The organism is Microbacterium sp. NPDC077184 (assembly GCF_040687055.1).
In the GTDB taxonomy this organism is placed as follows: domain Bacteria; phylum Actinomycetota; class Actinomycetes; order Actinomycetales; family Microbacteriaceae; genus Microbacterium.
This window is the reverse complement of record NZ_JBFBMM010000002.1, coordinates 181,209-198,617: the sequence shown is the minus strand read 5'-3', so window position 1 is coordinate 198,617 and position 17,409 is coordinate 181,209. Positions and strand designations below refer to the sequence as shown.

General features: G+C 68.2%; 15 protein-coding genes and 1 pseudogene. 6 read left to right on the top strand and 10 right to left on the bottom strand.

The window, feature by feature from the left end; all coding sequences use genetic code 11:
* The first annotated feature begins 75 nt into the window (after window positions 1-75).
* From AB0O93_RS05610 to AB0O93_RS05595, 4 genes are all read left to right on the top strand, one after another.
* Window positions 76-1,131, top strand: coding sequence for an LLM class flavin-dependent oxidoreductase (locus AB0O93_RS05610; RefSeq protein WP_363341332.1), 1,056 nt, complete (start codon window positions 76-78; stop codon window positions 1,129-1,131).
* A gap of 51 nt (window positions 1,132-1,182) precedes the next feature.
* Window positions 1,183-2,514: an MFS transporter gene (locus AB0O93_RS05605; RefSeq protein WP_363341861.1), complete on the top strand. Its 1,332-nt coding sequence runs from the start codon at window positions 1,183-1,185 to the stop codon at window positions 2,512-2,514.
* Window positions 2,515-2,533: 19 nt separating this feature from the next.
* On the top strand, window positions 2,534-3,298 hold the full coding sequence (locus AB0O93_RS05600; RefSeq protein ID WP_363341330.1) for an SGNH/GDSL hydrolase family protein: 765 nt from the start codon (window positions 2,534-2,536) through the stop codon (window positions 3,296-3,298).
* A 125-nt stretch (window positions 3,299-3,423) separates the two neighbouring features.
* Entirely contained in the window at window positions 3,424-3,684 is a 261-nt protein-coding gene (locus AB0O93_RS05595; protein WP_363341328.1) for a DUF6458 family protein, read from the top strand.
* Window positions 3,685-3,771: 87 nt separating this feature from the next.
* Here AB0O93_RS05595 and AB0O93_RS05590 read toward each other — a convergent pair whose 3' ends face one another.
* From AB0O93_RS05590 to AB0O93_RS05555, 8 genes and pseudogenes are all read right to left on the bottom strand, one after another.
* The gene (locus tag AB0O93_RS05590; protein WP_363341859.1) at window positions 3,772-5,022 is read right to left on the bottom strand and encodes an MFS transporter; all 1,251 of its coding nucleotides are present in this window, start codon (window positions 5,020-5,022) and stop codon (window positions 3,772-3,774) included.
* 142 nt (window positions 5,023-5,164) lie between these two features.
* Complete coding sequence (locus tag AB0O93_RS05585; protein WP_363341326.1) at window positions 5,165-5,668, bottom strand: hypothetical protein; 504 nt, start codon at window positions 5,666-5,668, stop codon at window positions 5,165-5,167.
* 74 nt (window positions 5,669-5,742) lie between these two features.
* Window positions 5,743-5,844: pseudogene (locus AB0O93_RS05580) on the bottom strand (YdeI/OmpD-associated family protein); the annotation flags it as partial.
* Between the two features lie 12 nt (window positions 5,845-5,856).
* Window positions 5,857-6,222, bottom strand: a complete 366-nt coding sequence (locus AB0O93_RS05575; protein ID WP_363341324.1) for a hypothetical protein — start codon at window positions 6,220-6,222, stop codon at window positions 5,857-5,859.
* Window positions 6,223-6,229: 7 nt separating this feature from the next.
* Window positions 6,230-7,387 (bottom strand): DUF697 domain-containing protein, encoded by a 1,158-nt coding sequence (locus AB0O93_RS05570; protein WP_363341322.1) that lies wholly within the window; start codon window positions 7,385-7,387, stop codon window positions 6,230-6,232.
* Window positions 7,388-8,077: 690 nt separating this feature from the next.
* Complete coding sequence (locus AB0O93_RS05565) at window positions 8,078-8,599, bottom strand: N-acetyltransferase (protein WP_363341320.1); 522 nt, start codon at window positions 8,597-8,599, stop codon at window positions 8,078-8,080.
* Window positions 8,596-9,963 carry a D-alanyl-D-alanine carboxypeptidase gene (locus AB0O93_RS05560; protein ID WP_363341318.1) on the bottom strand — a complete coding sequence of 456 codons (1,368 nt, stop codon included), beginning with the start codon at window positions 9,961-9,963 and terminating at the stop codon, window positions 8,596-8,598. The genes AB0O93_RS05565 and AB0O93_RS05560 overlap by 4 nt, the downstream gene beginning before the upstream one ends.
* Window positions 9,960-10,679 (bottom strand): hypothetical protein, encoded by a 720-nt coding sequence (locus tag AB0O93_RS05555; protein WP_363341316.1) that lies wholly within the window; start codon window positions 10,677-10,679, stop codon window positions 9,960-9,962. The genes AB0O93_RS05560 and AB0O93_RS05555 overlap by 4 nt, the downstream gene beginning before the upstream one ends.
* Before the next feature lie 94 nt (window positions 10,680-10,773).
* On the opposite strand from AB0O93_RS05555, the gene AB0O93_RS05550 reads away from it, so the two are divergent.
* A complete protein-coding gene (locus tag AB0O93_RS05550; protein ID WP_363341314.1) occupies window positions 10,774-11,694 on the top strand; it encodes an AEC family transporter in 921 nt (306 codons plus the stop codon).
* 113 nt (window positions 11,695-11,807) lie between these two features.
* A complete protein-coding gene (locus AB0O93_RS05545) occupies window positions 11,808-12,365 on the top strand; it encodes a DUF308 domain-containing protein (protein WP_363341312.1) in 558 nt (185 codons plus the stop codon).
* Window positions 12,366-12,437: 72 nt separating this feature from the next.
* Here the strand turns inward: AB0O93_RS05545 and dxs are convergent, their stop codons facing one another.
* The gene (gene dxs, locus AB0O93_RS05540) at window positions 12,438-14,393 is read right to left on the bottom strand and encodes a 1-deoxy-D-xylulose-5-phosphate synthase (protein ID WP_363341310.1); all 1,956 of its coding nucleotides are present in this window, start codon (window positions 14,391-14,393) and stop codon (window positions 12,438-12,440) included.
* Window positions 14,394-14,492: 99 nt separating this feature from the next.
* Window positions 14,493-17,378: an aconitate hydratase gene (locus tag AB0O93_RS05535; RefSeq protein WP_363341308.1), complete on the bottom strand. Its 2,886-nt coding sequence runs from the start codon at window positions 17,376-17,378 to the stop codon at window positions 14,493-14,495.
* Window positions 17,379-17,409 lie beyond the last annotated feature (31 nt).

The window sequence follows — 17,409 nt, the reverse complement described above, 5'->3', positions numbered from 1 at the left end:
TGACGACGGTGGCGTCTCCGAGGGAATAGGCTGAACCCGCACATGTTCTATTCGTGCGAATAGAAAGGACGATCCATGATCGAGTTCGGACTGCACACCTTCGGGGACGTCACCGTCGATTCCGACGGCGAGCTGCTCTCCCACGCGCAGACGCTGCGCAATGTCGTCGACCAGGCTGCCCTCGCCGACGATCTGGGGATCGCCTTCTTCGGTGTGGGGGAGCATCACCGCCCGGAGTACGCGGTGTCGAGCCCGGAGATCGTGCTCGCCGCGATCGCATCGCGCACGAAGGACATCCGTCTGGGCACCGCCGTCACGGTGCTGTCCTCCGATGATCCGGTGCGTGTCTTCCAGCGCTTCGCGACGCTGGATGCGGTCTCGAACGGACGCTCCGAGCCGATCCTCGGACGCGGTTCCTTCACGGAATCCTTCCCGCTCTTCGGCTACGAGTTGAAGGACTACGAGGTTCTCTTCGAGGAGAAGCTGGACCTCCTCGCGGCACTGTTGAAGGAGGAGCCCGTCACGTGGCAGGGAACCACGCGGCGGCCGCTTCAGGGCGCCGAGGTCTTCCCCAGGACGGAGAACGGCATGCCGGCCTGGATCGGCGTCGGCGGCTCGCCGGAGTCGGTCGTCCGCACCGCCCGCTACGGGTTCGGGCTCATGCTCGCGATCATCGGCGGTCCGTCCGCCCGCTTCGCGCCCTACGCCGACCTGTTCCGTCGTTCCCTCGCCCAGTTCGGCCACGACACGCGGCCGATCGGCGTGCACTCCCCGGGGCACATCGCCGACACGGACGAGCAGGCGTGGGAAGAGGCCTACCCCGCGTTCGATGTGATGTTCTCCACCATCGGTCGTGAACGCGGCTGGCCCCCGTACAACCGTCTCCGTTTCCAGCAGGACGTGGGCGAGGGCGCCATCTACTCCGGCTCGCCGGAACGCGTCGCTCGCAAGATCGCCGACACGGTGCTCGCCCTCGGACTGGATCGATTCGACCTGAAGTACTCCAACGGAACGCTCCCGCACGAGAAGCTCATGAGATCCATCGAGCTGTTCGGAACCGAGGTGATCCCGCGTGTTCGCGAGCTGGTCGCCGAGGCCCGCGAGCGCGACGCGGTGCCGATCGCGCTCTAACATGAGCCGGTGAGCACCGACACCCCGAGCGCCTCCGACACATCGGCGCGGATGGACGCGCTGCCGTTCACCCGACGCCACCTCCGCGTTCTGACGGGGTCCGGCATCGGCTGGGCCCTCGACGCGATGGACGTCGGGCTCATCTCGTTCATCATCGCGGCGCTGGCCGTGCAGTGGCAGTTGGAGCCGTCTCAGACCGCGTGGATCGCGTCGATCGGATTCGTCGGCATGGCGATCGGCGCCACCCTCGGCGGGCTGCTCGCCGACCGGTTCGGGCGTCGCCAGATCTTCGCGCTCACTCTTCTCGTCTACGGGATCGCGACGGGTGCGAGTGCGCTCGTCACGGGTCTTGCGGCCCTGCTCGTGTTCCGCTTCCTGGTGGGGCTCGGGTTGGGCGCGGAACTTCCCGTCGCATCGACCTACGTCTCGGAGTTCGCGCCCGCGCGCATCCGCGGCCGCGTCATCGTGATCCTGGAGGCGTTCTGGGCCGTCGGCTGGACGGCCGCCGCCGTCATCGGATTCCTCGTGATCCCGGCAACCGACGACGGGTGGAGATGGGCGTTCGCCATCGGCGCCATCCCCGCCGCCTACGCCCTCGCCGTGCGATGGGGGTTGCCGGAGTCGCCGCGATGGCTCGCGCGCCGCGGCCGTCACGACGACGCCGATCGCGTGGTGCGCGGTTTCGAGGATACGGCGCGGCGCATCCCTGCCGCCGCGGGACGGACCCGACCGGCGACGAGTCGCGTCGTCGAGAGCGCGAGCGAGAACGCGAGTCCGGATGCCGGGAGCGGCGTGTCCGGTTTGTGGCGCCGGGAGTTCCGTGTACGCACGGCGAGCCTGTGGATCGTGTGGTTCTGCGTGAACTTCTCCTACTACGGTGCCTTCATCTGGATTCCGTCGATCCTGGTGTCGCAGGGCTACGACCTGGTGCGCTCGTTCGGGTTCACCCTCGTGATCACGCTCGCGCAGCTCCCGGGCTACGCCGTCGCCGCGTGGCTCGTGGAGGTGTGGGGCCGGCGCGCGACGCTGTCCGTGTTCCTCGTCGGGTCCGCGGCATCCGCTCTCGTCTTCGGTACGGCCGACAGCGTCGCGATGATCATCGGCGCGGGAATGGCCCTGTCGTTCTTCAACCTCGGGGCGTGGGGAGCACTGTACGCGGTGACGCCGGAGATGTATCCGACCTCCCTCCGGGCGACGGGCGCCGGTTGGGCGGCCGGGGTCGGCCGGATCGCTTCGATCATCGCGCCCCTCACGGTTCCGCCGCTGCTCGCCGGCGGGGGCGCGCCGTTGCTGTTCGTCGTCTTCGGGGCCTTCTTCGCCGTCGCGGCGATCGCCGCGTGGGGACTGGCGGATCGTCGCGGCGCGAGCCTCGATGATCGCTGAGCGGTCGTAGGCTGTCGGGATGTCTTCTGTGCGCTTCGTGGCGATCGGCGACTCCTTCACCGAGGGGGTGGGTGATGAACTGCCGGACGGCACGGTGCGCGGGTGGGCCGATCTCGTCGCCGAGGGCTGGGCGAACGCCTCCGGTGCGCCGGTCGAGTACGCCAACCTCGCCATTCGCGGCAAGCTCGTCTGGCCCATCGTGGACGAGCAGCTCGAGCCCGCGCTGGCACTGAAGCCCACCCACCTGTCGTTCAACGGCGGCGGCAACGACATGCTGCGCCCCCGCACGAGCATCGCAGCGATCGTCGAGGCCTTCGACCGCGTGCGTCTGCGTTGCGCACAGGAGGGAGTGCAGCTCATCCTGCTGTCGGGCGCGAATCCCTCGGGGCAATTGCCTCTCGGACGGCTGGTGCGACAGCGCGGTGACGTCCTCTCTGTCGCCGTGGTCGAACGGTTCTCGGCGCACTCCGATGTGCTCCGCGCGCTGAACTGGCCGGATCGCGAACTGGCCACGCCGCCCTACTGGTCGGAGGACCGGCTGCACATGAATGCCCGGGGGCACCATCGTGTCGCCGCGCGGGTTCTCTCGACACTGGGTTTCGAGCCGCCGGCGGCGTGGTGGTCGCTCCCGGAGCTCGCTCCGACCGGCGCGCGGGGAGCGGCGTACTACCGCGAGCACGTCGCGCCGTGGGTGCGTCGACGGCTTTCCCGCACGTCATCCGGAGACGGGCGGATGCCGAAGTTCGCCGAGTGGGTCACGATCGCCCCGGGCTCCGACGTCTGATCCACACACACGAGACGCTGTCAAGGCCTCCCAGTGAACACGCGGGAAGCGCCACACTCGTGGAGGGACGACATCCGTCTCGTACAGGGGAGGGCGTACGTCCCCGCCCCGGAAAGGAACCTCGCATGAGCATCGGAGCGGGAATCTTCCTCTTCGCCGTCGGCGCCATCCTCGCTTTCGCCGTGAACGTCGATGTCCAGTGGGTCAACCTGGACATGATCGGCTACATCCTCATGGCCGCCGGTGCCGTGATCTTCGTGATCGGTCTCGTGCTGATGATGCGCCGCCGTTCGGTCGATTCGGTCACGCGCACCACCGACTCCGCCGGCGGCGAGCGCGTCACGCGTCGCTCGACCAGCGCCAGCGACGACGCCGCGGGTCTCTGACACCGCACAACCGTCGGCACGAAACCCTCGTGGGCACTGCTCCCACGGGAGTTTCGTCGTTCCGCGCGGCGGCAGGACCGATGAAGCTCAGCGCCGCTTCGGCCGGGGATCGTCCCACCCGATGTGCACGCGTGTGCGGCGCCGCTCGATGACGATGAACGTCGCACCGATCGCCCACAGGGGAAACTGGGTGAGGAAGGCGAGTCGGAACGCGTCGAGCGAGTAGGTCGACGGCGTGCCGGCGCCCTGCAGGTCGAGCGCGAGCCCGATCGCGAAGATCGCGATGAGCGCGGCGAGGAAGCCGCCCACATTCGTGATGCCGGTCGCCGTGCTGAGGCGGTGCGCCGGATTGTGAGTGCGGGCGTGGTCGAACGCGATCATCGACGCCGGGCCGCCCATCGCAAGGGCGAACGCGAGGGCATAGAGGATCCAGATCGGCGCGGGGCCCGGCCACGCGATCACCACGGTCCACACCAGGGCCTGGATACCGACGGCGGGGAGCACGAGCGCGCGTGAACGAAGATGCGGAATGCGCCGGGAGAGGTCGCCGACGAGCGGCCCGATCACCATTCCGATCACGACATACAACGACAGGAGCGACGCCGCCTGTGCGGGGGAGAGCCCTTCGCCGGTGGTGAGGAACGGCATTCCCCACAGGAGGACGAAGGCGGTGCCGGCGAACGGCGTGGTGAAGTGCGACCAGAACGCCAGCCGCGTGCCGGGATGCGCCCAGGCCGCGCGGATGCCGACCCCGGTATCGACCGAGGATCGGACGATCTTGATCGCCCCGGTCTCGGTGTTCACCGAGACGTCCGCGGCGCGGTCCGGCGGGTGGTTGCGGATGAGCAGGGCGACGAGGATCGCGAACAGCACGCAGAGGCCGGCGATCGAGCCGAAGGCGATCTCCCAACTCGTGGCGTGCAGGAGCGCCGCCAGCGGTGCGATCGCAAGGAGCTGCCCCGCCTGACCCACGAGCCCCGTGAGCTGACTCATGACCGGCGCGCGTTGGGCGGGGAACCAGGTGGCGACGAGGCGGAGGACGCTCGGGAACACGGCGGCGTCCCCGGCGCCGAGGAGTGCTCGGGCGAGGATCGCCACGCCGACGCTGGGGGAGAGGGCCAGGGTGAGCTGCCCCACCGCCATCAGGATCATCCCGATCGTCATGATCGGCCGCGCCCCGTAGCGATCGAGAAGAAGCCCCACCGGGATCTGCATACCGCCGTACACTGCGAGTTGGATCACGGCGAACATCGACACGGTCGCGGCATCCGCGGTGAAGCGCTCCGCCGCGTCCACACCGACGGCGGACAGGGAGCTGCGGTTGATGACGGCGAGCATGTACGCCGCGACACCGACACCCCAGATCAGCCAGGCGCGCCATCCCGGGCCGTCCGAGTGCGGGAGGGCGGCGCGGAAGGACACGGTGTCCACGGTACTCCGCCGCGTACGCCAGTCCCGCCCGGCGGCGAGGGTTGGAGCGTCAGGTGGCGGGCAGCGTGCGGCGTCCGATCCGCCCGCGGAAAGCGACCAGCACGCCGAATCCCACGAACGCGAGCGCGGACACGGTGCTCACGCCGACAAGGATCCACCCGGCGGGTGCGCCATCCGCTCCGCTGATGAGGAACGTGTCCGCGAGCGCCATCCCCGGGCCGAAAGAGGCGAGGAAGTACGCCCCCGCGCCTGCGGCGAGGATTCCGAGGTAGCCGAGCGTCGTCGCGGTCGGTGTCGCATCGGGTCGGCGGGCGGCGATCAGCAAAAACACCGCGATGAGAGGTCCCACGAGGAGGAACCCGATCACGCCCGGGGCGAAGACACCCTCGCCGGCCGCGGACATCGCCTCGTGGATCTCCGTCAGCGAGAGGCCCGGCGCAGCCGCCAGAGGGTTCCACACCAGGATCTGCACCATCGCCACCGCAGCGTACGCGACGACCGCGAGGGTTCCCGCTGTCGCGACGATGCGCGTGCCGTGCCGCTGTCCCGTCATGCGCTGATCCTAGGACGGTTGTCGCCCGTGGGCACGGGGGATGTGCGGGGTGTGTCGGGGCTCGTCACGACGGGTCAGCGATCGATCTCGCCGAGAGCGGCCGCGATGCGTCGCCGACGGGTGGCGTCGGTGACCGCCGACTCGATCGGCACCAGCATGCGTCGTCGTGCGCTCGGCGCCTGCGCGTCTCACCGCCGCACGAGGCCCTGCGCGGTCAGCGCCTCAGCGAAATCGTGGGGGAGCGGGACGTGGTCCGGATCGACCGGTGCGAGCAGGCCGCGCACCGGATCGCCCGCTTCGAGCTCCACCCGCCGCAGGAGGGACGCGCCCGTCCACACGAACGTGTCGGCGATGACCGGCGCGCGCGTCAGCGCGAGATTCACCTCCACGCCGTCGAGGTGGCCGGCGACCCGGCGTGTTCCGGCATGGGCTGCCGCGTCGACGAGGACGGGGGGTATCCGGAGGATCGTGTACTGAGAGCGACCCCACAGGAGTGGCTCGATGACCCCGTCGATCGGGTGCGGCTCTCCCCAGAGCGTTTCGTCGGTCGACACCCCGGGCCTACTTCTTCCCCACCCGCTGCATCGTCATCTTCCGCATCACATCCAGGGCGCCGGGAACGTAGTCTCCCCACGAGTCACCGACCTTCGCCAGGTCGAGTTTTCCGGTGTGGACCTGCTCGCACAGGCGCATCCACCCCTCGCCCATCGCCACCGTCAACGCCGCTGCCACGCTCGCGTTGACAGCGTTCCCCGCGCCGGGGATCAGCTTCAGGACGCTTCGCGCGAGAGCCTGGCCGGAGATCTGGACTCCCAGTTGAGCGAGCGCGCCCGCGGACATCATCGTCGTCAGCTCGAGGTCGTAGATCGCGGCGATCCGCCCCATCATCCCGAGTTGGATCGGCGCGAGGGCCAGCGCATCGCCGACGGGAATCGGCGTCGCCGCGACTCCGGCGGCGAGTCCTGCGGCGCCGTTGATGATCGGGCGCGCCATCTCGCGCTTCCAGGGGAGGTTGAGTCGCTGCGCGATGCGAAAGGCGTCCTTGACGTCGGCGGGAGACAGCGCGAGGGTCTCCGCGACGAGATCACCGAGCCCGTGGCCCGTGCCCTTTCCATCTCTCTCGCGCGTCGAGGTGGGCATGACATGGGCGAACGGGATCGTGATCGGCTGGCCGTTCTCGTCGACGGGCTCCTCGAGCCAGGAGATGAACTCCCGTGTGCCCCTCGTGGGGCGCCGGCTTCCCGTGAGGCCGTTGCGCTCCCAGTCCACCTTCGTCAACACCAGGATGACGGGCAGTCCGCGAGCATCCAGCTCCTGGATCATCTCGATGTCGGCGCGGGTGAGCCGGTCGTCGTTCGCCTTCACGCAGTACCAGACCACAGCGATCTGCTCGTTGCGCGGGTGCTGTTCGATCGTCTTCAGATGGTCTCGGAGCTGATCCCGGGGCGGCACAGCCGAGCCGATCTCGAAGCCCTCGATGTCCCAGATGCCGAGGGAATCGTCGTGGTAGTAGCGCACGCCTTTCGTGACGGGGAGGCCCTTCCCGACCGCCGCCCAGTCGCGCTGGAAGACCGCGTTCACCAGGGAGGACTTGCCGACCCCCGTGCCGCCGATGACCGCGAGGTTGAATCGCCCGTAGCGGGACTTCGCCTCCGAAGTCGCCTCGAGGAACGGGCGCTGGTCGATCTCGCGCTTCTTCGGGGAGGAGTCGGCTGACATGAGGCGGTGAACGTCCTTCCGCGAGCATCCTGCTCGCTGTCCACACGATACGCGTCCGGCGGGGAAGTGGCCCCGCGCAACGTACCAGTTCTCTCGTTTCCGACTCTCGATGGAGGAGGGCTTGCGGAGATCGCGGGCACGGCCGCCCTGGTCCTGCCCGGTGGTGACTGCGGCGGCGGTGGTCCGTGAGAACCTCGGCCTTTTGGACAGTTTGCGCATGCGGCCCGGCGCGATCCTTCTCGCGCTGAGGCTCGTGCCGGATCCGTTCTGACGATCGATGCAGCAGGGCACTCAGCCCCCAGCCTCAGGAGAAGGCGCATTCATGACGCACGCACCCTTCGGTGAGGACGTCGAGCGGGGGCGTGGTCCGCGCCCGCCGACCATCAGTTAGCTGACATAATGTGCATTATCGGCAAATACGGTCTTCTTGGGGCAGCCTCGATCGGGGTCGACATCCGTCGTGCCGAACTCCTCTGATCCGACGCGACGCGCCGCGTGACCGCGGCGTCCCGGCCGCGGGTGCGCCGAATCTGAGGAATTCGGCACGGATCGCCCCGCGGCGCCGGACCGCGCCGCGCCGAACGCTGCCGAGTCGGATGCTTAGAGTCGCCCCGGGCCGAACCCTCCGAGTCGCCCGATTTTCTGGTCACGCTCCGTATGGAACCGGTTCCAGGGCGCCGATAGGAGGAGTTAGGCGCGGGCGGGGCGGACCATCCGCGCGTCGGTGATGGCGGGCGCCCCGGGGTCGGACTTCTCCGTGCCGTCCAGGACGAACCCGTTCTTCCGGTAGAACGCGATCGCGCGCGGGTTCTCCTTCGCGACCCACAACGTCATCGCGTCCGTTCCTGCGACCGTGTCCAATAGACGTTGACCGACGCCACGGCCGTGGTGCGCCTGGAGCACGTACAGCATGTACAGCTGGCGGGTGATCTCCGGTGGACCGTCGTCACGGGGCTCGATGGGCCCCGTCATCCCGAACCCGATGATCGCATCGTCGAGCACCGCGACACGGGTCACCAGGCCGTGGCGTAGCCCCTCGCCGAGAAGGTGATGCCACATCTCGCGTCTCCCCTTGCGATGGGCCTCATCGAAAAAGCCCGGGGGAAGCAGCGCGGTGTATGTCTCTTCCCAGGTCCGCACGTGCAGCCGGGCGAGTTCGTCGGCGTCGGACCGTCGGGGTCGCCGGAGGGTCACGGGGTCGACGGCAGTCACCCCAGCTCCGCCGGATGGGTCAGCCTCCACCACGCCGACGGCGGCTCGACATCGCCGCGCACGACGACGCTCGCCGACACCGTCTCGGGTCCGGCCGTCCACGTGATCACGCCGACGGTCGCACCGTCGCGCGGAGCGTCGAGGGGAACGCTCTCCATCCGGGCGTCGATCGGCGTGTCCGACCACGTGAAGACCTCCGCGTCCTCCGCGATGACGACCTCGGCGGTCGCTCCCCACGGCGTGCTCACCGTCCCGACCCGCTGTCCCTCCTGCGCGAGAGGCACCGAGTGGAAGCCGGCTTCGACGCTGTCGAGGAGGCGGAGAACGTCCGTGTGCAGGGAATCCCTCGTCTGCGCGCCGAGCCTCACGCCCGTCACGTCGAGCGTCACATCCGGTGCGATCTCGAGAGTCGCCGTGTAGACCAGCCCGAACGTCCCCGGCCCGAGGTTCCCCGTCTTGAGCCCGGTGATCCCGTTCTGTCCGAGGAGGGTGTTCGTGGTGTAGACGGTGCCCGTGCCCGGGAACGACACCGCCGGTGTCGCGGAGATGCGGGCGATGACGGGATGCTCGGCGGCGATCCGGGCAAGTGCCATGAGATCGCTCGGGGTGCTCACGTTCCGCGGATCCAGGCCGGTCGGTTCGACGAGCACCGTGTCCGCCAGCCCCCGCGCTTCCAGCCACGCCCGGGCTGCGTCTCGAAAGGCCCACTGCGAACCGAAGGCCCACGTCGACACCGCCTCGGCGTAGTTGCTCGCGGAAGGGATCAGCATCGTCGCCAAAGCGCCTCGCAACGTCATCTGACTTCCTGCCGGCATCGCCGCGACGGTCGCGCCCTGCACGTAGTAGGCGTCGTACAGATCGTGATCGGTCTCGGAGAAGGTCAGTGTCGGACCGGGGTCGTCGAGACCTTCGAGGGGGTAGGCCTCCAGGATGACGAGGGCGGTGATGAGTTTCGTGATGCTCGCCATCGGTCGCTGCTCCCCCGAGCCGCTCTCCACCAGCATCCCCTCCCCCGCCGCGTCGGGTCCGAGGAACTCCGAGCCGCCGCGAAGACTGAGGATCGATGATCCCTCCGTCGGCACGGCGAACTCCGCGGGCGTCGCAGGATCCACGGCGGGTGCGACGGCCTCGATGGTCGGTTCGGGGACGGGCGCGGACAACGCCCAGATCGTGTAGCCGGTCCCCGCCGCGAGCGCGCTCAGGACGACACTCCAGAAGATGCGGGCGACCGCGCGTCCGATCGCCCGTGCTCTTCGCATCTCGGCATCGCTCTCAGGCGACGCCGGACGGCTCATCCATTCCGAGAGGTCGTCGAGGTCGTCCGCACGGCCCGGGTGCGCCGTCCCGGACGGCGGCGTGCTCACGGAGAGTCCGCGACGGCCACCTCGAAGGTGACCGTGACCTGCGATGACTGTGTGTCGACGGTGATCTCGGCGGACGAAAGGGCACCGTTGTGCAGGACGGGCTCGATCGCGGCGGAGTACTGATCGGCGCCGTCCTCGCGTGATGCGGCGGTCAGATCCTTCTGCAGGGCTGCGACGTCGGCCGCCGTGAAACCCCATCGTTCTGCCACGGAGTTCAGGTAGGGGAAGACGGTGAGCCACGCGCCGTCGCTGACGCGCGAGAGCTCGATCGCCTCCACGCGTCCGTCGGTGGTGGTGACGGTGAAGGAGCGGACGAGGTCCATGCTGAAGACGCCGTCCCCGCCCAGGATGATCGCGGTGACCGGCACGATGGGTTCGAACCGCTCGCTGCCGTCGGCCGGCAGGCCGAGCTCGTCGGCGGCCAACGCGTCCTCCGTGACGCGGATCTTCATCACACCCTGGCGGCCGATGTAATCGATCCCCGCGCCGGTGAAGATCGACATCCCGTCCGCTGCCTCCTGATCTGCGGATGCCGGGCGATCGGCGTCGACCCACCAGGAGTTCTGGATGGCGACCGCCGCGACCACGAATCCCACGCACAGCAGAGCCACGACGGTGATCGGTATCCAGGACAGCAGCTTCCGCCGCGAACGGCGTCGCGCAATGTCACGGTTTGAGGACGCGGCACCGGGGGGCCGCGTCGCAGGCTCGGTCATGGTCATCTCGTGTCTCCGCGCTCAGAATCGGCTGGTGGGGGGCGAGGAGCGTGCGGCAACCCTAACAAACCTCTCGACTCTCTAGGCTCGAAGGGTGTGGGAGTCGCTCACGGGATTCGTCGTCGTCGGTGTGGCGATCGTCGTCGGATGGATCATCGGCCGGATCGATCTCCTGGGAGAACATGCGCGTCCGGTCCTCGCTCGTCTGACGTTCTTCGTCCTCTCCCCCTTCCTGCTGTTCGTCGTGCTCGCGCAGGCAGACGTGCGGACGCTGTTCTCCGCCCTGCTCCCCGTGTCGCTGATCGCCGCTCTTGCCGTGATCGCCCTGCACGCGGTGCTCGCGCGTGCGATCTGGCGCCGGAACGTCGGTGAGACCGTCATCGGCGCACTGTCGGCCGGGCAGGTCAATTCCAACAACATCGGCATCCCGCTCTCGCTCTACCTTCTCGGGAGCGCCGCCTTCCCCGCGCCGGTGATCCTCATGCAACTGCTGTTGTTCACCCCGGTCACACTCGCGATCCTGGATGCCGCGACCACCGCCCGTTCGTCGTGGCGACGCACGTTCGTCCGGGCGATCACGAACCCGCTCGTGCTCGGATCCGCACTCGGCGCGTCCGTCTCCGTCAGCGGGGTGCCGCTTCCCCCGGTCGTCCTCGAGCCCGCGGTCCTGATCGCCAATGCCTGCGTGCCGGTGCTGCTCATCTCCTACGGGATCTCGTTGCACGGGCAGCGGGTGCTCGGCGCGCGCGGGCACCGCCGCGACGTGATCCTCGCGAGCGGTCTGAAACTCCTCGTCATGCCCGCGGCGGCGTGGGCGGTGGCGGAGTTCGTCTTCGGGCTGTCGGCACAGGATGTGCTCATCGTCGTCGTGCTCGCCGCATTGCCCACCGCCCAGAACGTGTTCAACTACGCGCAGCGGTACGGCGTCGGCGAACCGATCGCCCGAGACACCGTCTTCCTCACGACGATCGGCTGCATCCCCGTGCTTCTGGCTGTGACTCTGCTTCTGGGGTGACTCCTCCCCCGGCGTCACACAGGGATATCATTCTGCGCGGCTGAGGGAAAGCGTTGGACCGCGGGTCTACAATGCAACCGACCCTTCCCAGGGAACTCTCAGAAAGGACGGACATGTCCATTGAATCAACGGTCGAGAAGTCGGCCGTCAACGGAATCCGCGCGGCGCTCGGAATCGGCGGTGTCCTCGCGGTCATCGTCGGCATCCTCATCCTCGCCTGGCCGGGCAAGACCGCAATGGTCGTCACCGCCATCATCGCGATCTACGCCATCGTCGCCGGTCTCGTCTACGCGGGGCTCGGCATCTTCGCCAAGACGAAGGGCGGCTGGGCGCGCGTCGGCCACATCGCGCTGGGCGTGCTGTTCATCATCGCGGGCGTCGTCGCGCTGTTCAACCTCGGTCAGACGACCGTCTGGCTCGCGCTGTTCCTCGGCATCCTCGTCGGCATCATGTGGATCGTCGAGGGGATCGTCGCGCTGTCGACCCTCGGAGACGCGGCATCGAAGGGGTGGTCGATCGCGTTCGCCATCCTGAGCATCATCGCCGGTCTGGTGCTGCTGTTCTCGCCGATCTGGGGCGCCGTCGTGCTCTGGTGGCTGATCGGCATCTCCCTGATCGTGCTCGGCCTGGTCAACATCATCCGGGCGTTCACGTTCAAGGGCGCCATCTGACGCGCAGGCGAACAGGAAGGCGGGTGGGGAAGCCGTACGGCATCCCCACCCGCCTTCCCCTTCTTGGGGCGCTCAGCGCGGTCGCGCGTCGCTCCAGTGCGGGACATCGCCGACGCCGTCGGCCTCAGCGGATGCCCGCGCAACTGGAATGCGCGTGCCGACGACCTGAGCCACGACGTCCTGGGCGATCTTCGCCGCAGTGAGCCCCGCATCCTCGAGGATCTGCTCGCGGCTGGCGTGGTCGATGAATTCGTCCGGCACACCGAGCTCGTCGACCGCCGTGTCGACGCCGGACTCGCGGAGAACCTGACGGACACGGGTGCCGATACCTCCGACGCGGATGCCGTCCTCAATTGTGATGACGAGACGGTGGCGGGCGGCCAGATCGACGATCGACGGCTGCACCGGAACCACCCAGCGGGGGTCGACGACGGTGGCGCCGATGCCCTGGGCACGTAGCCGCTCGCCGACCTCGACAGCGACATGCGCCATCGGTCCGATGCCGACAAGGAGCACGTCCTCGGAGTCTCCGCGTGCGAGCACGTCGACGCCGTCGCGCAGCCGCTCGACGGCGGGCAGGTCCGCGCTCACGCCTCCTCGAGGGAAGCGGACGACGGTCGGCGCATCCTCCACCGCCACCGCTTCGCGCAATTCTTCGCGGAGCCGCTCGCCGTCGCGCGGAACGGCGATCCGGATGTGAGGCACGAGCTGGAGCATGGCGAGGTCCCAGATGCCGTGATGGCTGGGGCCGTCGGGACCGGTGACGCCGGCGCGGTCGAGGACGAACGTCACGCCGGCGCGGTGGAGGGCGACATCCATCAACACCTGATCGAACGCACGGTTCATGAAGGTCGCGTAAATGGCCACGACCGGATGGAGGCCGCCGTAGGCCAGGCCCGCGGCCGAGGCCACTGCGTGCTGTTCGGCGATGCCGACGTCGTAGACGCGATCGGGGAACTTCTGAGCGAACGGCAGGAGTCCCGTCGGGCGGAGCATCGCGGCGGTCATGGCGATCACGTCCGAGCGATCTTCACCGACGGCGAGCAGCTCTTCCGCGAACACGTCGGTCCACGCGGGTGCTCCCCCACCGCCGAGGGCGACGCCGGAGACGGGATCGATCTTGCCCACGGCGTGGAACTGGTCAGCCTCGTCGTTGCGAGCGGGCTCGTAGCCGCGGCCCTTCTCGGTGATGGTGTGGACGATCACCGGGGCGCCGTAGCGCTTGGCCTGCTCGAGCGTCTCGATGAGGGCCGTGAGGTCGTGTCCGTCGATGGGCCCGAGATACTTGATGTCGAGATTCGAATACAGATCGCCGTTGTTCGTGAAGCGCGACAGGAACCCACGGGTGCCGCCGCGGACACCGCGGTACACCGCACGGGCGGCCGGGCCGAGCTTGCGGAAGAGATCGTCCGAACCGCGACGGAGGTGACGGTAGGTCTCCCCCGTCCGGACGCGGTTCAGATAGCGGGCCATGCCGCCGATCGTGGGGGCGTAGGAGCGACCGTTGTCGTTGACGACGATGACGAGGTTGCGGTCGTTGTCGTCGGAGATGTTGTTCAGCGCCTCCCACGTCATTCCCCCCGTGAGAGAGCCGTCCCCCACCACGGCGACGACGTGGCGGTCCTTCCGACCGGTGAGGGTCATGGCGCGGGACACGCCGTCGGCCCAGCTCAGCGAGCTGGACGCGTGGGAGGACTCCACGACATCGTGCGGGCTCTCGGACCGCTGCGGGTAGCCGGCGAGCCCCCCGCGTGCGCGAAGGCCCGAGAAGTCCTGCCGCCCCGTGAGCAGCTTGTGCACATACGACTGGTGGCCGGTGTCGAAGATGACCGGATCCTCGGGAGAGTCGAAGACCTTGTGGATCGCGATCGTGAGCTCGACGACTCCGAGGTTCGGGCCGAGATGCCCACCCGTCCGCGCGACGTTCTCGATGAGGAAGGTGCGGATCTCGTCTGCGAGATCGGCGAGCTGGTCCTCGTTCAGTGCATCCAGATCACGAGGTCCGCCGATCGATGAGAGCAACGACATGGCGAGCTCCTTTCCGCCCCCGGGCGGGGTCGTCCCAGTGTAATGGCCGGAAAAGGAAAAGGGCCGGGCCTCGATGGCACCGGCCCTTTCCCTCAGGGATCAGACGAGCGAACGGAGAACGTACTGCAGGATGCCGCCGTTGCGGTAGTAGTCCGCTTCACCGGGGGTGTCGATGCGGACCGTCGCATCGAACTCGACGGTCTCCTTGCCCGCCGGCGAGAACTCGCTCGGCTCGGCGACCACGCGAACGGTCTTCGGGGTGACCCCCTCGTTCAGCTGCTCAAGACCGGTGATCGAGATGATCTCCGTGCCGTCCAGGCCCAAGGACTTCCAGCTCTCCCCCGCCGGGAACTGCAGCGGGACGACGCCCATGCCGATGAGGTTGGAGCGGTGGATGCGCTCGAAGCTCTCGGTGATGACGGCCTTCACGCCCAGGAGGCGCGTTCCCTTCGCCGCCCAGTCGCGCGACGAACCCGAACCGTACTCCTTGCCGCCAAAGATCACCAGGGGCGTCTCCTGCGCCTGGTAGTTCATCGACGCGTCGTAGATGAACGACTGGGGGCCACCCTCGAGGGTGAAGTCTCGCGTGTACCCGCCCTCGATGACCTGACCGTCGTTGACCGCCGCGACGAGCTCGTTCTTCAGCCGGATGTTGGCGAAGGTGCCGCGGATCATCACCTCGTGGTTTCCACGGCGCGAGCCGTAGGAGTTGAAGTCCTTCTGCGCGACCCCGTGCTCCGTCAGGTACTGCGCCGCCGGGGTGCCGGCCTTGATGTTGCCGGCCGGGCTGATGTGGTCCGTGGTGACGGAATCACCGAGCGCAGCCATGACGCGCGCGCCGCGGATGTCGCTCACCGGGGTGAGCTCCATCGTCATGCCGTCGAAGTACGGCGCCTTCCGCACGTAGGTCGAATCCTCGTCCCACGCGAAGACCGGCCCGGTGGGAGTGGGCAGGTTCTTCCAACGCTCGTCGCCTTCGAAGACGGTGGCGTACTGGGTGATGAACTGCTCACGCGAGATGGAGGAGTCGATGATCTCCTGCACCTCGTCGGGCGCAGGCCAGATGTCCTTCAGGAAGACGTCGTTGCCGTCGGCGTCGCGACCGAGGGGGTCGGTCTCGAAGTCGAAGTGCATCGAGCCCGCGAGCGCGTACGCGACCACGAGAGGCGGCGACGCGAGGTAGTTCATCTTCACGTCCGGGCTGATGCGCCCCTCGAAGTTGCGGTTGCCCGAGAGGACCGCAGTCACGGCGAGGTCGTGCTCGTTGATCGCGGCGGAGACCTCTTCGATGAGCGGACCCGAGTTGCCGATGCAGATCGTGCAGCCGTAGCCGACGGTGTAGAAGCCGAGTCCCTCGAGATCCTTGTCGAGGCCCGACTTCTCGTAATAGTCGGTCACGACCTTCGACCCCGGGCCGAGCGTGGTCTTCACCCACGGCTTCTGCTTCAGGCCCTTCTCCCGCGCCTTCCGTGCGAGGAGACCGGCGGCGATCATCACCGAGGGGTTCGACGTGTTCGTGCAGGACGTGATCGCCGCCAGCGTGACCGCGCCGTTGTCCAGCGTGTACGCGGATCCCGTCGGCGGCGTCACGCGCACCGGGTTGGAGGCATCCGCCGGCGCACCGCTGGAGATGTGGACGTCGCGGGTCTCGTCCTCTTCGTCGCCGGGAGCGGTGCCGGGATCGGATGCCGGGAAGGAGTGCTTGGATTCCAGGTCGACGATGTCGTTGGACACGGAAGGCGAGGCGTACCCCACGATGTCCTTCTCGAACTGGGCCTTCGCCTCGGAGAGAAGGATGCGGTCCTGAGGACGCTTCGGCCCCGCGATGGAGGGGACGACCGTGGAGAGGTCGAGCTCGAGGTACTCGCTGAAGACGAGTTCGCGACTCGGGTCGTGCCACAGCGACTGCGCCTTGGCGTACGCCTCGACGAGCGCGACCGTCTGCTCGTCGCGACCGGTCAGACGCAGGTACTCGAGCGTCACGTCATCGATCGGGAACATCGCGGCGGTCGACCCGAACTCCGGGCTCATGTTGCCGATCGTGGCGCGGTTGGCCAGCGGCACCGATGCCACGCCCTCGCCGTAGAATTCGACGAACTTCCCGACGACCCCGTGCTTGCGGAGCATGTCGGTGATGGTGAGGACGACGTCCGTTGCGGTGACGCCGGCGGGAATCTCGCCCGTGAGCTTGAAGCCGACGACCCGCGGGATGAGCATCGACACGGGCTGGCCGAGCATGGCCGCCTCCGCCTCGATCCCGCCGACGCCCCACCCGAGAACGCCGAGGCCGTTGACCATCGTGGTGTGGGAGTCGGTGCCCACGCAGGTGTCCGGGTAGGCGCGCAGGACGCCGTCGACGGAACGGTCGTAGATGACCTTCGCGAGGTGCTCGATGTTCACCTGGTGGACGATGCCCGTGCCCGGGGGGACGACCTTGAAGTCGTCGAAGGCCGTCTGGCCCCACCGCAGGAACTGGTAGCGCTCGCCGTTGCGCTCGTACTCGATTTCGACATTGCGCTCGAGCGCGTCTTCGCGGCCGAAGAGGTCGGCGATGACCGAGTGGTCGATGACCATCTCGGCGGGCGAGAGGGGGTTGATGCGCTTGGGGTCGCCACCGAGCGCGGTGACGGCTTCGCGCATGGTCGCGAGGTCGACGATGCACGGCACACCCGTGAAGTCCTGCATGACCACGCGGGCGGGGGTGAACTGGATCTCGGTGTCCGGCTCCGCCGCAGCATCCCACGATCCAAGGGCCTGGATCTGCGCCTTCGTCACGTTCGCACCGTCTTCGGTGCGGAGAAGGTTCTCAAGGAGGACCTTCAAACTGAACGGAAGCTTCTCGTAGCCCTCGACCGTGTCGATGCGGAAGATCTCGTAGTCGGTGCTGCCGACCGTCAGGGTGCTCTTCGCACCGAAGCTGTCAACCGTGGACACGTCATGTCTCCTTCGTCGGCGGCGGGACGGCCGATGGGCCGGCTCCCCCATCTTCCTCTGCTCGGATCCCGGCTGCCAGTGA